At 69.3% G+C, this 14,212-nt stretch carries 12 protein-coding genes; 6 read left to right on the top strand and 6 right to left on the bottom strand.

The features are described from left to right. The first annotated feature begins 13 nt into the window (after nucleotides 1–13). Nucleotides 14–1,249: an MBL fold metallo-hydrolase gene (locus ACP7A3_RS18830; RefSeq protein ID WP_426256874.1), complete on the top strand. Its 1,236-nt coding sequence runs from the start codon at nucleotides 14–16 to the stop codon at nucleotides 1,247–1,249. Nucleotides 1,250–1,382: 133 nt separating this feature from the next. Here the strand turns inward: ACP7A3_RS18830 and ACP7A3_RS18825 are convergent, their stop codons facing one another. The 5 genes from ACP7A3_RS18825 to ACP7A3_RS18805 form a co-directional block, all read right to left on the bottom strand. Further along, the gene (locus tag ACP7A3_RS18825) at nucleotides 1,383–2,696 is read right to left on the bottom strand and encodes a chloride channel protein (RefSeq protein ID WP_426256875.1); all 1,314 of its coding nucleotides are present in this window, start codon (nucleotides 2,694–2,696) and stop codon (nucleotides 1,383–1,385) included. 49 nt (nucleotides 2,697–2,745) lie between these two features. Further along, nucleotides 2,746–6,855: a translocation/assembly module TamB domain-containing protein gene (locus ACP7A3_RS18820; protein ID WP_426256913.1), complete on the bottom strand. Its 4,110-nt coding sequence runs from the start codon at nucleotides 6,853–6,855 to the stop codon at nucleotides 2,746–2,748. A gap of 8 nt (nucleotides 6,856–6,863) precedes the next feature. After that, nucleotides 6,864–8,834, bottom strand: coding sequence for an autotransporter assembly complex protein TamA (locus ACP7A3_RS18815; RefSeq protein WP_426256876.1), 1,971 nt, complete (start codon nucleotides 8,832–8,834; stop codon nucleotides 6,864–6,866). A gap of 193 nt (nucleotides 8,835–9,027) precedes the next feature. Beyond that, a complete protein-coding gene (locus tag ACP7A3_RS18810) occupies nucleotides 9,028–9,177 on the bottom strand; it encodes a hypothetical protein (RefSeq protein WP_156021399.1) in 150 nt (49 codons plus the stop codon). A gap of 142 nt (nucleotides 9,178–9,319) precedes the next feature. Further along, nucleotides 9,320–9,529: a hypothetical protein gene (locus ACP7A3_RS18805; protein WP_043059437.1), complete on the bottom strand. Its 210-nt coding sequence runs from the start codon at nucleotides 9,527–9,529 to the stop codon at nucleotides 9,320–9,322. A gap of 177 nt (nucleotides 9,530–9,706) precedes the next feature. Here ACP7A3_RS18805 and ACP7A3_RS18800 point away from each other — a divergent pair, with 177 nt between their 5' ends. Next, complete coding sequence (locus tag ACP7A3_RS18800) at nucleotides 9,707–9,877, top strand: hypothetical protein (RefSeq protein WP_017977893.1); 171 nt, start codon at nucleotides 9,707–9,709, stop codon at nucleotides 9,875–9,877. Here the strand turns inward: ACP7A3_RS18800 and ACP7A3_RS18795 are convergent. Then, nucleotides 9,874–10,464 carry a S24 family peptidase gene (locus tag ACP7A3_RS18795; protein ID WP_426256877.1) on the bottom strand — a complete coding sequence of 197 codons (591 nt, stop codon included), beginning with the start codon at nucleotides 10,462–10,464 and terminating at the stop codon, nucleotides 9,874–9,876. The genes ACP7A3_RS18800 and ACP7A3_RS18795 overlap by 4 nt on opposite strands. 118 nt (nucleotides 10,465–10,582) lie before the next feature. On the opposite strand from ACP7A3_RS18795, the gene ACP7A3_RS18790 reads away from it, so the two are divergent. The 4 genes from ACP7A3_RS18790 (at nucleotide 10,583) to ACP7A3_RS18775 (ending at nucleotide 14,095) form a co-directional block, all read left to right on the top strand. Next, a complete protein-coding gene (locus ACP7A3_RS18790; protein WP_167509714.1) occupies nucleotides 10,583–10,759 on the top strand; it encodes a hypothetical protein in 177 nt (58 codons plus the stop codon). After that, nucleotides 10,756–11,049: a hypothetical protein gene (locus ACP7A3_RS18785; protein WP_426256878.1), complete on the top strand. Its 294-nt coding sequence runs from the start codon at nucleotides 10,756–10,758 to the stop codon at nucleotides 11,047–11,049. Before ACP7A3_RS18790 ends, ACP7A3_RS18785 begins: the two co-directional genes overlap by 4 nt. 24 nt (nucleotides 11,050–11,073) lie before the next feature. Further along, nucleotides 11,074–11,856, top strand: a complete 783-nt coding sequence (locus ACP7A3_RS18780) for a tryptophan 2,3-dioxygenase (protein WP_426256879.1) — start codon at nucleotides 11,074–11,076, stop codon at nucleotides 11,854–11,856. Nucleotides 11,857–11,986: 130 nt separating this feature from the next. After that, nucleotides 11,987–14,095, top strand: coding sequence for a TonB-dependent receptor (locus ACP7A3_RS18775; protein WP_426256880.1), 2,109 nt, complete (start codon nucleotides 11,987–11,989; stop codon nucleotides 14,093–14,095). Nucleotides 14,096–14,212 lie beyond the last annotated feature (117 nt).

The raw sequence follows: 14,212 nt of genomic DNA, 5'->3' as shown, positions 1-14,212 counted from the left end.
CAAAGGGGCTGCCGTGGCGCTGGCACTGAAGATCATCGGCGGCATCATCTTGGCGCTCGTCATCGCATTCGGCCTCACCGTGACGATCGTCCCGCGCTTCCTCGACCGCATCTATTACGAAGGCGACGAAAGCGACCATTACGACGGGCAGCGCTTCTTCAATCCCGATGGCGATCAGGACACGATGCGCATGCCCACGGGCGGCAGCCGCACCGGCTTCTTCTGGCGTTACCTGACCGGCAACGACGGGCGTCCCGAATGGCCGAAGAGCGTGGCGGTCACACCGTCCCGCCCCGCAGCGCTGATCGACGGCGATCGCATGGTCGTGACGTGGATCGGCCACGCCAGCGTCCTCATCCAGACGCACGGCCTCAACATCCTCACCGACCCCATCTATGCGGAGCGCGCCGGCCCGTTCGGCTTCGGTCCACAGCGCGTCGCGGCACCCGGCATCCGGTTCGACGATCTGCCGAAGATCGATCTCGTGCTGGTCAGCCACAACCATTACGACCACCTCGATCAGGCGACGCTGAAGCGGTTGTGGGATCGCGATCACCCCGCGATCGTCACCAGCCTGGGCAACGACAGCGTTATCGGCCAGACTGGCGCGAAGGCGACCGCACTCGACTGGGGCGGCAATGCGACGCTCACCGCCTCCGGCATCCAGGACACCAGCAGCGACATCCGCTGTGACCCGGACAGCTGGTGCCCCGGCGACCGCGCGCGCGTGTTCGTGACGCGCAACCACCATTGGGGCAGCCGCTGGTTCACCGATCGCAACCGCGCGCTCTGGTCCAGCTTCGTCGTCACGCTGCCCAGCGGCGGCAACATTTTCTTCGCGGGCGATACCGGATTCGGCGACGGCCTGTGGCCGGCGGAGGCCGCGACCTACGGCCCGATCCGCTTCGCGATGATCCCGATCGGCGCCTTCCGCTTCGCGCCCGGCCAGATGTCGTCGGGCAGCCATGTCGGCCCCGCAGAGGCGGCGCTCATCCACCAGCGCCTGGGCGCGGCGCGATCGATGGCGATCCATTGGGGCACGTTCCGCCTGTCCTACGAAGGCTATGACACGCCGCCCAAAATGCTGGCGGCGGCGATGCGCTGCACGGGTGGCAGCGGCTTTACGGCGGAAGGGCTCGGCAAGCCGTTCGACATACCCGTCTACACCCCGCCGCAGACCGGCCGCGCGATGCAATCGGCCGACATGATGCGCTGCCTCGACACGCCCGAGGTGCGCGCACTGCGCTAAACCGAACTCACCCCGTCATTCCCGCGAAGGCGGGAATCCATAACCTCTAACGTCAGCGACAGAATCGAAACGGTAGCGCATCTGGATTCCCGCCTGCGCGGGAATGACGAGGACGGGCTGGTGGTCGCGCGCCTTACCGAAACGTCTGCGACAGCCCGTGGTACAGCTTCTCGCGGCACACCAGCTGGCTCGCCCAGTCGGCGATGAAGGCGGTGGCGAACATCGGCAGCAGCAGCCCGCGGCTGACCGTCGTTTCCGACAGGATGATCACCGCGGTCAGCGGCGCACGCACGACGCCCGCGAAATAGGCGACCATGCCGAGGATCACGACCGCGCCCGCCGGATCGTTCGGGAACACTGCGTGCAACAGATTGCCGACGCCCGCCCCTACCGCCAGACTGGGTGCGAAGATGCCGCCGGGCAGCCCCGCGACCGCGGTCGCCGTCGTCGCCAGCGCCTTCGCCGGCCCGAACCACAAGGGTGCATCGACGCCGATGATCATCGCCCGCGCCGCGGAATAGCCGGTGCCCCAGGTCAGCCCGGCCGAGAACACGCCCAGAACCGCGACGAGGACGCCGCAGATGCCGGCGAACAGCACCGGGTTCGCCTTCGTCCAGCGCGTTACGCGGCCCGGCCCGCTGGCGAGCCCCAGCAGCACGCGTGAGAACAGCCCGCCGGCCAGTCCGCCGAAGACGCCCGCGACCGGCACGACGATCAGCGCGCTCGCGGTCGGCATATGCGCGCCGATCGCGCCAAAATAGATATAGTCGCCCGCCAGGCTCTGCGCGACGAGGCCGGCGATAACGATCGCCGACAGGACCAGCAGCGTCACCTTCTGCTCATAGGCGGCGGCCAGTTCCTCGATCGCGAACATCACGCCCGCCAGCGGCGTGTTGAACGCCGCCGCGACACCCGCCGCGCCGCCCGCGATCACCACCGCGCCCTTCAACGGCACGCGCAGCACGCGGTGACTGATCCCCATCACCGCCGCGGCGATCTGCACCGTCGGCCCTTCGCGCCCGACGCTCGCGCCGCACAGGATCGCCGCCATGGTCAGCACGACCTTGCCCAGCACCGTCTTCACCGCGATCAGCCCGCCCATCGCCGCGGTCGGGTCGGTCTGCGCCGCCATCACCTGCGGGATACCCGAACCACGCGCCAGCGGTACGAACCGCCGCGTCAGCCAGACGAGCGCCATGAAGCCCAGCGGCGTCGTGACGAGCGGCAGCCAGTGCCAGGTACGCGCATAGGCGCTGAACACCAGTCCCGTATAATCGGCCGCTTCGGCGAACAGCACCGCGACGATGCCGATCAGGATCGCCCCGGTGATCACCGCGATCCGCCGCCGGAAGCGCACGCTGGTCGGCCCGCGCGATCGCAGCAGCGCGCGCAGGCGGTAAAGCGTCCAGCGGCGGGAACGCGGCGACGGGGCAGATGCGTCGGACATGGACAGGCCCTAGCCGACGATGGCGCTCAGCGGAACCGCTGGCGGCGGGTTAATAATCCTTCGACACGCGCACGTTCGCGCTTTGCCGGCCCAAGGTGGAGATGCTGGACAGCAGCGAGAGCCAGCGCGTGACCTGATATTCCAGCCGCGTCGCCGAATAGCCCTGCCCGTCGGTGACGATCTCTGCATACAGCCGCCGCGTCACGAACTTGCCCGCGGCGATCGACGTGCCCTGCCCGGTCTGCGGATCGGCGGGCAGAATGCGCAAACGATCGAGCCCCGCCGCGCGCCGTACCGCGTTGATCGGGTTGAGGCCGTTGCCGCCGTCCTGCAACGCCGCCACCGCCGCGGCGAGCTGCAACGCCTCGGGTGCGGACAGCTTGGTGATCGACGTGCCGAACAGCAGGCGCGAGAGCAATTCATCCTGCGGCAGCGCCGGCACGCTGGTGAAGCTGATCTCGGGCTTCAGCGCGGTGCCGGTGACGCGGATCGAGGCGCTCAGGCCCGTGCTGTCGGCATTCGCCTCGATATCCAGCGCGGGATTGGCTGGCACCTCGCCGCCGAAGCGGATGATGCCGCGGCGCAGCTCGAACTTGCGGCCGGCGAATTCGTAGTCGCCGCGGACCAGCGTCGCCTGGCCGGTGATCGCCGGATTGCCCGGCTCGCCCGCGATCGACAGGTCGGCGGACCATTCGCTCGACAGGCCCAGGCCGCTCACGATCATCTTGTCGGGCGCTTTCGCCTTGATCGCCAGCGTCCAGGGCGATGGCGGCGCCTCGTCCTCTTCGCCGCCGTCAGGCAGGTTGATCTCGCGGATGTTGAGCCGCGGCACGGCGGTGGCGGCGCTCGCCTGCCCCAGGCGATAACGGCTGCGGTCGAGCAGGACATTACCCGCGATCTGACCACCGACGCCCTTGGACAAGAAGGTCAGCGGCCCGGTGACGGTCGCGCCGAAATCGTCGCGGTTGATCATCACCGCGCGATCCGCCTGCAACCGCACGTCGACGCCCACGCCGCGCGCCGCGCCGAAATCGAACGTGCCGACACCGGTCACGCGCCCGCCCTTGCCCGCATCGGCAGCGAAGCGATCGATCTGCAATTGCGATCCCCCGAACTTGCCGCTGGCGACGACGTTGGTCAGCACGGTGCCGGTCGCGGCGCTTTCGATCCGCGCGCCATTGGCCTGCAACACGCCGCGGATCACCGGCGCACCGATCCGCCCGCTGACGTCCGCGCCGATCGCGACGGGACCGGACAAATCGAACAGCTCGACGCCGGTCAGCCGCCATAGCGTGTCCGCTGGGCCCTGATAGCGCAGCTGCGCGATCAGCGGCGCGGCGGCGATACGGCTGGCGAGGTCGCCCGCCCCCAGCGGCTTGAGCAGCGCCTGCGCCCGCCCGATGGTGCGCCCGCCCGATGCCATCACCGCGCGCAAGCCCAGCCGGTCGGCGGACAGCACGCCCGCCAGCCCGACGTCGATCGGCCGCGAGGCGAGGACGAGGCCCGCACGGCTCAGCCCGCGCAGCGTCAGGTCGATCCGCCCGGTCGGTGCCTCGCCCGCCCGGCTGGCATAGACGATCCGCCCCGACGCGGTGCCGCCCAGCCCCAGCCGCGGGAAACCGATGTCGAGGATCGCGAGCGGCATGCGCGTCAGGCTGGCATCCACCGCCAGCGCCGTGTCGGCGAACCGCCCCGCCAGGCTGCCCTCACCACCCGCGAAGGCGAGCTTGGTGGGCGCCAGCTGCCACCCGTCGCCATCGCGCGTGACGATCGCGGGTTCGAGCAATTTCAGCGGCCGGCGGTCGAGCGTGCCCTGCGCCGACACGGTATAGCGATCCGGCGCCACCACGATCACGGTCTGTACATCGAACGCGCGGCCGCGCGACCCGGCGATCGACGCGCGGATCTCGCCCGTGCCGCCGCGCAGCTTCGCATTCCCCGCAAAGCGCGCGAGGCTCAGCCGCCCCTGCCGCAGCCCCTGCCCCGATGCGGTCGCGTCGATCGACGCGCCCGCCGGATCGAGCAGCAGCGTCGCCTCCAGATGCCCGCGCCGCAGCGTCGCGCCCGCCAGCTGCGCATTGGCCGCATCCAGGCTCATCACGATCTGCTGCACCGTGCCCACCGGGTGGAAGCGCAACGCACCCGACAGGCCGCCGCCCGCCACGGTCAGCGTGCCCTCGAACCCGCCCGGCGGCATCGCGAGCCGACCCGATGCAACCGTGCCGCTCACCGCCAGCCGGTCGACAAACAGCACGTCGTCGACGCCCGGCGGCAGCAACAGGATGCGCCCCGTTCCCGCGAATGGCCCCAGCCGCGATCCGCCCTGCGCCTGAACGTTGAAGCCAGTCGGCGTCGGGTCGAGGTGCAGTCGCACCTGGCTCAGCCCCATCGTCGCATTGGGCGCCGCGAAGACGATATCGAGCGTCGGCCGGTCGATCTTTCCGTCCAGCCGCAGCATCGTCACCGGGCCGTAGCGCGCGTGCCGCCCGGTCGCGTCGATATGGAACGTCTCGTCGTTGCGGCGATAGCCGCTGCCCCGCAACGTCAGCAGCGGCGACGTCAGCACCAGATCGGCAAAGCGGATCGTGCCGTCGGGCGCGCGTTCCAGCGACGCGACGACGCGCGGCAAACCACCGGTCAGCGTGCGCAGGAAGCCATTGTCGAGCCGCACGACCTGTGCCGTGCCACGCCCGACGATCCGCATGCCCTTGCCGCCCGGCCCCGGCACCACGCGCAGGTCGGATCGGACGTCCACGACGCCCAGCCCCTTGATGTACAGCCGCCCGAGCGTCCCGTTCAGCCCCGCCTCGTATCGCCCGGTCGCGAGGTCCAGCGACACCATGATCCGCCCGTCGAGCTTGTCCGATCGCAGCCGCAGCGCATCCGCGGTCAGCAGCGATCCCGTCAGCCGCACCGGCCCGTCGAGGCTGAGGTTGCGCAGGATGCCGCCCGCGACGTCGCCCACGCCCGTCACCTCCGCCGCGACGAAGCGCGTCGGCATCGTCAGCACACGGCCGCCCAACCGTCCGCTGCCCGCCAGCCGCACCCCGCGCATGCCGGTCCGGTCGATCGCCAGCTGGTCGGCGCGCAGGCGATAGTCGAACAGCGCGGTCCGGAACCCGCCATCCACCACCGCGCGAAGCACGACGCCGCTGCCGCTCATCGTCGGGATCACCGCGGCGGGCCGCAACAGTCTCGCCTCGATCCGCACGTTGCGCCAGGCCGATGTGCCGAGATCGATCACCCCGGTCGTCGTCATCGCCAGCGCCGTGCTGCGGAGCGATAGCGTGCCGTCGAGCCGTCGGTCGGCGAAGGTCGCCGAGCCCGCGATCCGCACGCGCGGGCTGGTCAGCCGCTGGACGACCGCGCTGGTCCATCCCGCCGTCGCCACCTCGCCCCCCAGCGTATAGCGCCCGGCATCCGTGGCTAGCGCGAGGTCGACTGCCCGTGCCGTACCGATCCGCCCGATCGCGCGCCCACGCCAGTGCGTCCAGCTGCCCTTACCGTCGACGTCCAGCCGCACCGCCCGCCGCACGCCGAGGGCGCGCGCCAGCACGCCGGTCGCGGCGCCGGCTGCGCGCACATCGATATCGAACCGGTCGCGATCCGGCGCCGCATCGATGCGCACCGCCAGCCGATCGGTCCCCGCGACCACCGCGCCCAGCCGCACAAGGGCCCGTCCGTCGCGGATATCCGCCCGCCCCGCAATCCGCCCGACCCGCGGCGTCCCCAACACCGGCTTTGCCAGCATCAGCCGATCAACGCGCAGATCGTCGATCGCGATATCGAAATCCGGCAGGATCGGTCCGCGCTGCGGGTTTGCCCGCGTGTGTGGTGCGTGGAACAGCACCGCCTGCCCCACCGCCAGCCGCCGGATCACCAGCCGATGCCGCACCCATGCCCAGGGCCGCCAATCGAGATCGACCGATGGCGCCTGCAGCAACAGTCCGTCGAGGTCGTAGACGCGCACGTCGGTCAGCCGCGCCCGGCCATACAGCGACCCGTCGATCCGCCCGATCGCAAAGCGCAGCCCGTTGGCGGTGCGCACGGTCGCGATCCGCTCCGTGACCCAGCGATGGCCGATGCCGGTGTCGACCAATGCCAGCGCAGCGACGAACACCGCCACCAGCGCAGCGATGCCCAGCCCCAGCCAGCGCAAGGCGCGCCTCAAAACGCCTGCCCCAGCGATACGTAGACGGCGATGCGGCTGTCGCCCGGCTTGGGGTTCAGCGGCGTGCCGACGTCTAGGCGGATCGGCCCGAAGTTCGAATAATAGCGCACGCCGACGCCCGCGCCGTATTGGAAATCGCCCAACCCCGGGAAGGCGGTGGTGTAGACCGTACCGCCGTCGAGGAACGGCACGATGCCGAAATTGCCGAACGTCTTCACCCGCGTCTCGATCGAGAACTCGGCCAGGCTGCGCCCGCCGATGGGATCGTTGTTGACGTCGCGCGGGCCGATCGCCTGAAAGCCGTATCCGCGCACCGACGCGCCGCCACCCGCATAAAAGCGCCGCGACGGCGCGATCTGATCGCGCGGCGCGCCCAGGATCGACCCCAGCCGGATGCGCTCCGCCAGCACCACGCCGCTATGGACGGGCTGGTAGGCGCTGGCATCCAGCTGCATCCGCGCATAGCCGAAGACATTGCCCTGCAATGACACTTCCGGGCTGAACCGCCCGCCGATGCGAAAGCCGCGCGTCGGATTGAGCAGATCGTCCGACCCGTCGTAATTCAGGCTGGTCGGCACCGCGCCGATAAAGAAGGTGCGCCGTCGCGGCTCACCCGTCGCCGCGATCACGTCGCGCTCGTCCGACGCAATGAGTTCGCCGCCCAGCGACCAGGTCCACGCCTTCTGGAAGAAGATCGTCGTCTGCCGCTCCAGGCTGCCGGCCAGCGTGAACGTCTTCGCGTCATAGGCGTCACGCACCGTATGGGCGGCGGCGGCCTGCAGCGTCAGCACCCGGTCGCGCCCGCCGACATTGCTGCGGCGGAAGACGATGTTGCCCAATTGCTCCTGCGTGCCCAGCACGCTGCGCAGCGTCAGCGCGCCTTCGGGCGGGAACAGGTTGCGGTGCGTCCAGCTGATTTCGGCGCGCGCGCCTTCGCCCGTGCCATAACCCAGCTCGCCCGCGATCGTGCGCGGCGGCGCCGGCTCCATCTTGACGCCGATATCGACCGTGCCCGGATCGGCGTCCGCGATCGGCTTCACCTCGACGGAGGACACCAGGCCCGTCTGGATCAGCGCGCGCTTCAGATCGTCGAGCGACGCGGCGTTATACGCATCCCCGGGCTGGAAGCGCGCAATCTCCTGCACATGGTCCGCGTCGAACACCCGATTGCCGGGCAGTGCGACGATCCGCCCGAACCGCCGCGCGTTGCCGGTCGCGACGGCAAGGTCGAGCGTCGCGGTCTTGGTCGCATGATCCACCACGATCTGCGGCTCGCCGATGTCGGCGAAGGGAAAGCCCGCCTGCCCCGCCTTCGCGCGCAATTGCGTCGTGCCCGCAACGATCGCGTCGGCGTTGACCGGGTCGTCCGCCTTCACCCCGAAGGCCTTGTCGAGCACCGGCGCCTTGTCCCCCGCCGCGCCGACGCCGCCCAGTGTCACCGTGGTGAAGCGATAGAGCGTCCCCGGCTCGGCCGCGAGCACGACCTGCGGCTTGGCGCCCGGTTCGATCCGCGTCGTGACGCGCGCATCATAATAGCCCTCGCCGCGCAGCAACGTGCGCAGCAGGTCGCCGTCCTCGCGCGCACGCCGGTCGAGCTGCGCGGCATTGGCGGCGCTGCCGTCATTCTCCGCCAGCGTCGACAATTCCTCGAACCGGCGGCGCAGCAGCGGCGTCGCGGCGCTATCGATCCCCTCGATCCGCCAGCCATAGCGCCGCTCGCCCGCCGCATCGGTCGCCTGCGTCGCGGCCGCCTCGGTCGCGTCGGGCTTCAACTCGGGCCACGCGACCCCGATATCGGGCAATGCCGCGAGCGGGGCGTTGGGATCGAGCGACACGCCACCGTCGGTTGTGGGCGCGGATGGTGGACGCGCCGTATCCCCCGCGGGCAAGGTCTGCGCCGCAGCCGATCCGGCAACAAGGAACGCGGCAGTCGCGCCTAGCCCGAACCACCCCCAACGCGACACCATGCGCCTGTCCTAGCGCGCGGCGCCCCGGCGCAAAAGTCCCACACCGGCGCGAATCCCGATCGACCCGACGCAGCGAGGAACCGGCCGGACGCATGCAGACGCCGAAGCCCAGAGTTGCGCAGCCCATGAGACGGCGTCTCGCCGGGCTTGTGCTCCTGCGTTCGCACGTACCCCCGCCCACACGCCGGCGATGCTATTTGGCTGTTACGGGCCAGCGCTGGCGTACCAGCCGATAGACATCGAGCACAATCGACGGCGCCGTCACGGCCGCCAACAGGATAAGGTCATGCCGCTTGATAAGGCAGACGTTATTGAACGCCAGCCGCGCGATGGCGAAACCCACGGCGGCGCTCCCCAAGCTCAACGGCGTCCGCCACCTGTCCTTGCGCTGCTCCATCTGCTGAGGATCGCAGCGCCCACATGACAAAACACTGTCGGGCGGATGACGTCATGCGCCGGCAGCCCGAATCCCGCGCGGCCCGCCCTCAGTGGACCGTACCGACCACCTCGTCCGACGCCAGCAGCTCCACCAGCCGCTCGGTCTGACGCCAGCGGCAGAAATGCACGTGGTTGCCGATGTCGCGCATATGGCCCGCGCGGATCGCGGCCTCCACCGGGGCATGATCGCCGAACGTCGCGATCAGCTCGGCCGCCTCGGCGACCTGTTGCGCATCGACGACATACAAAGCGACCATAAGCGAAAAACTCCTCAAGCGAACGCGGCACCGGTCGTATCTACAATCGCCGTGCCAATGTCGGCGGATTGGCGCGCGCCTGCCGCGTCCGATGGTAAATGCCTGTGCGGCCTGCCGTCCCGCCTGTCCCGAGCGGGGACGCTGGCGTCCCGGCGCGGGACGTGGCAGGGCTCGACCATGGCCGACACTCCTCCTTCCGCCGCGGGCGGCATCCTGATCGCCCTCTGCTCGATCGGCGGCACCGCCATCGGGCTGATGCAGGGACAGGTGACGATCGGCTTCCTGGCAGGACTGGCGATCGGCGCTGCCGGTGCCGTCGCGGTCTGGCTGCGCGACCGACAGCGCTAACGCGGCGCGCGCATCAGCCAGACGACGCGGCCGATCACCTCGACCGTCCCCTCGGGCACCGGCGGCGCGGACGGATTGTCGCTGCTGATCGTCACCCCGCCCCGCCCGCGCGCCACGCGCTTCACCATCACCGCATCGTCGACGCGCAGCACGAACACCGCGCCCGTCGCATCCGGTGATCGCCGCGCCCGGTCGACCACGATCAGGTCGCCGTCGATCAGCCCCGGCTCCATCGAATCGCCGCGCACCCGCACGATTCCCGTCAGCCCCTCGCGCAGGCCCAGTCGCGCGGCGAGCGCCGGATCGAGCGCCTCGGCCCCCAGCACGATCTCGCTGTCGACCAGCGCACCCGGCCCCGCCGACGCCGCCACGTCCAGCCGCGGCACCGTGAACGCCCGCCGCGGCTGCGGCCCGCCGAGCACATCCTCGTCCACGCCGAAATAGGTTGCCAACCGCAGCCGGTCGTCGTCCGCCAACCGTCGCGGCGACCCGCGCGTTACGAACTGCTGCAAATAGGCGGCGTTGCGCCCGATCATCGCCGACAGCGCCGCCAGGCTGTCGCCCCGCGCCTCGGCCAGGGCCTTCAATCGCCCCCTCGGATCGTCCTGCTCCACGGCGCAACACTAGCGTAGGAAAATTTCCTAGACAAGACGCGACAATGAGAACATATGAGGAACATGACTCGCGGACTCGGGAGGGAGATGGATGTGCCTGCTGTTGAAGATCGATCGCTATCTGCGCGTAACCAAGATGTCGCGCAGCGAGTTCGGGCGGCGGACGGTCAACGATCCCCGGCTCGTGACCGACATGATGCGCGGCCGGATCGTCGGCCAGGATCTGGAACATCGCATCGAACGCTTCATGGCGGAGCGGCGCGCATGAGCCGTGGCCACGACCCGCATGCCAGGCTGTTGAAATCCTTGGAACGCAGTGCGCGAAACTATGGCGTCGGTGCGACTTTTAGTGACTTTTCGGAAACGCCCTGGTCCAGCGCCACCTTCGTTGGCTATCGCCTGACCATGGCGGTGACGGTTGATGGCGACGCGACCGCCTGGTTCGCGGCCTTGCCGGAGGAGGAGGTCTCCGCGCCCGGCCGGCTGGTCGCCGACTTGGCGGTGCGTCGGGACGCACACGGCACCCGGCTGGAGCTGCTGGTGTTGCTGGAAGCCTGAGTCAGGCTGCGCTACGCTCTCGCCATGACGATCACCTATCGCAGCTATCTGCGCCTGCCCGAACTGCTCGACGTGCAGAGCCCGTTGAGCGGCGTCCATGACGAACTGTTGTTCATCACCATCCACCAGGCGTCCGAACTCTGGATGAAATTGTGCCTGCACGAATTGGGCGAGGCGCGGCGGCGGATCGCTGCGGATGACGTCGCGGCGGCGCTCAAGATGATGGCACGGGTCAGCCGCATCCAGGCGCAGCTGATCCAGTCGTGGGAGGTGCTGGCGACGATGACCCCCGCCGATTACGCCGCGATGCGCGGCAAATTGGGGTCGAGCTCGGGCTTCCAGTCCGACCAATATCGCAGCCTGGAATTCGTGATGGGCAATCGCAATCCGGCGATGGTCGACGTGTTCGACGAAGGCGACGTCCGCGCCCGCCTGTCCGACGAACTCGCCCGCCCCAGCCTGTATGACGAGGCGTTGCGCCTGCTCGCGCGCCGCGGCCTGCCGATCCCCGCCGACCGGCTGGAGCGCGACTTTGCCCAAAGCGTCCCCCCGTCGCCCGACGTCGAAGCCTGCTGGGCGACGATCTACGGCCATCCCAACGACCATTGGGATCTGTACGCACTCGCCGAAAAGCTGGTGGACCTCGAATATCACGTGCAGCTGTGGCGGTTCGGCCATCTGAAGACGGTGGAGCGCGTCATCGGCTTCAAAACCGGCACCGGCGGCACCGCGGGCGTCCCCTATCTGACGCGCGTGGTGGAACAGCGATTCTTCCCCGAGCTGCTCAACGTTCGCACCAGCCTGTAGCATCGGGGCCATAGTGCTGACGTAACCGCACCGCCACACCGATTTCATCTTGATATAACGTATCACGTCGCACAGACGCTTCGCAGTTGCACAACGCCCGGGTCCGGGCCTGTTCTTACGCGGAGTATCCATGCGCACCTTCCTGCTCGCCGGCGCCAGCCTGCTCGCCAGTCCCGCCTTCGCCCAGACCGGCGCCCCCGAAGCCGCACCGCAGGGCAAGGACATCATCGTCACCGCTGCCGTACCGCAGAGCGAGCGCGACGTATTGCAGGGCACCACCGTCCTGTCGGGCGAGCAGCTGACCCGCGAATTGCGCCCGACGATCGGCGAAACGCTCGCCCGCCAGCCCGGCGTGTCCGCGACCTCGTTCGGCCCCAGCGCCTCGCGCCCCATCCTGCGCGGCTTCCAGGGCGACCGGATCCGCGTGCTGACCGACGGTATCGGCGCGATCGACGTCAGCAACACCAGCGTCGACCATGCCGTCATCATCGATCCGCTGCTCGCCGAGCGGGTCGAGGTGCTGCGCGGCCCGTCCGCCTTGCTGTTCGGATCGTCCGCGGTCGGCGGCGTCGTCAACGTCATCGACACGCGCATTCCGCGCACCGTGCCCGAAAACGGCTACCGCCTAAACGGCATCGCTGCCTACGGCTCGGCGGCGACCGAGCGGTCGGGCGGCGCTGCGGGCGATGTCGCGGTCACCAAGAACATCGTGCTGCACGCCGACGGATCGTACCTGAAATCGAACGACCTGCGCACCGGCCGCGGCTACATCCTCTCTCCCGCCGCCCGTGCCGCCGCACTCAGCCAGGTCGGCCTGCCGCAGGATACCGACGAACCGATCGACTTCGCCGCCTCGGCCGCGCTGCGGAACCGCCTGCCCAATTCGGCGTCGGAGACGTGGACCGCGGGTGCCGGCGCATCGATCATCACCGACACCGGCAATCTGGGCGTGTCGTACAGCCATTATGACAGCCTGTACGGCGTCCCCATCCGCTACGCGACCGCGGTGGGTCAGGAACAGGAAGCCCCGCGCCTCTCCGTCGTCCAGAACCGCGTCGACCTGCGCGGCGAGGTGCAGACCGGCGGCAGCGTCCTCGAGAAGATCCGCGTCCGCGCCGGCCAGGCGAACTACCGCCACTTCGAACTGGAGGAGGACGGCAGCGTCGGCACTGCCTTCTACAACAAGGGCCTCGAAGGGCGTCTCGAGCTGGTCCAGGCCAATCGCGGCGGCTGGCAGGGCGCCAGCGGCGTTCAATATTTCAACCGCATCTTCAACGTCGTCGGCGACGAAGCCTTCCTGCCCAAGAACGAGACCAACCAGACCGGCTTCTTCACGCTGCAACAATATGCCAACGGCCCGTTCCGCGCCGAGGGCGGCCTGCGCTACGAGCTGACCGACGTCGCCGGCCGCGTGCCGGTGGGCAACGATCGCTTCTTCGGGGGCAAGCGCCATTTCGAGGCGCTGTCCGGCTCGATCGGTGCGTCCTATGCGATCGCCGATGGGGTGCGCATCGGCCTCAATGGGTCCCGCACCGAACGTGCGCCCTCGGCGGAGGAGTTGCTGGCCAACGGCCCGCACGCCGGCACCCAGGCCTATGAGCTCGGCAACCCGAACTTCAGCCTGGAAAAGAGCTGGGGCCTAGAGGCGACGCTGCACGCGCACGGCGACGGCTTCAGCCTCGACGCCTCGGCCTATTACAACTGGTTCACCAACTACATTTCGGAAAACCGCGTCGACCCCGCCGTCTGCCTCGCCCGCACCGACGACCTGTCGGGTCTGCCCTGCTTCCAGTATCAGCAGGGCGACGCGCGCTATTACGGGTTCGAGGCCGACGCCTCGGTCCGCCTCGCGCGCATCGGCCAATACACGATCAACGCCGACCTACTCGGCGATTACGTCCACGCCAATATCGTCGACGTCGGCCCCGTGCCCCGCATCCCGCCGGCCCGTGTCCTCGGCGGGCTGGAAGCGCAGGGCGACCGGCTGGGTGGCCGCATCGAGGCGGAACACGTCTTCCCGCAAAATCGCCTCGCCGCCTTCGAAACGCGCACGCCGGGCTATACGATGGTCAACGCCAGCGCCTCGATCCGTCCGTTCGGGCAGGACAGCAAGACCAGCCTGCTGCTGTCGGCGAACAACATCTTCGATGTCGTGGCGCGCCGCCATTCGAGCTTCCTGAAGGACTTCGCGCCGCTCGCCGGCCGCGACATCCGCGTGACGCTGCGCTTCGGCCTGTAACCGCCGCTCGCCACACCTCCCTCGTCACCTCGGACGTGTTCCGGGGTGACGGGATGAATGGGCTGCCCCCTTGCCCCCTCCCGCATCCTCCCGTACCGGCTCTTCAAAAGGAGACGA

Origin of the sequence: Sphingomonas sp. DC5200-1 (assembly GCF_049897245.1) — a bacterium.
GTDB classification, from domain to species: Bacteria; Pseudomonadota; Alphaproteobacteria; order Sphingomonadales; family Sphingomonadaceae; genus Sphingomonas; species Sphingomonas aquatilis.
The sequence above is the reverse complement of the archived record's forward strand: the minus strand, read 5'-3'. Positions and strand labels throughout refer to the sequence as shown.

Excerpts from the sequence above, each read along its gene's own strand:
- ACP7A3_RS18825 (WP_426256875.1), bottom strand. The coding sequence starts at position 2,696 with ATGTCCGACGCATCTGCCCCGTCGCCGCGTTCCCGCCGCTGGACGCTT.
- ACP7A3_RS18815 (WP_426256876.1), bottom strand. The coding sequence starts at position 8,834 with ATGGTGTCGCGTTGGGGGTGGTTCGGGCTAGGCGCGACTGCCGCGTTC.
- ACP7A3_RS18805 (WP_043059437.1), bottom strand. The coding sequence starts at position 9,529 with ATGGTCGCTTTGTATGTCGTCGATGCGCAACAGGTCGCCGAGGCGGCC.
- ACP7A3_RS18800 (WP_017977893.1), top strand. The coding sequence starts at position 9,707 with ATGGCCGACACTCCTCCTTCCGCCGCGGGCGGCATCCTGATCGCCCTC.
- ACP7A3_RS18790 (WP_167509714.1), top strand. The coding sequence starts at position 10,583 with ATGTGCCTGCTGTTGAAGATCGATCGCTATCTGCGCGTAACCAAGATG.
- ACP7A3_RS18785 (WP_426256878.1), top strand. The coding sequence starts at position 10,756 with ATGAGCCGTGGCCACGACCCGCATGCCAGGCTGTTGAAATCCTTGGAA.
- ACP7A3_RS18780 (WP_426256879.1), top strand. The coding sequence starts at position 11,074 with ATGACGATCACCTATCGCAGCTATCTGCGCCTGCCCGAACTGCTCGAC.
- ACP7A3_RS18775 (WP_426256880.1), top strand. The coding sequence starts at position 11,987 with ATGCGCACCTTCCTGCTCGCCGGCGCCAGCCTGCTCGCCAGTCCCGCC.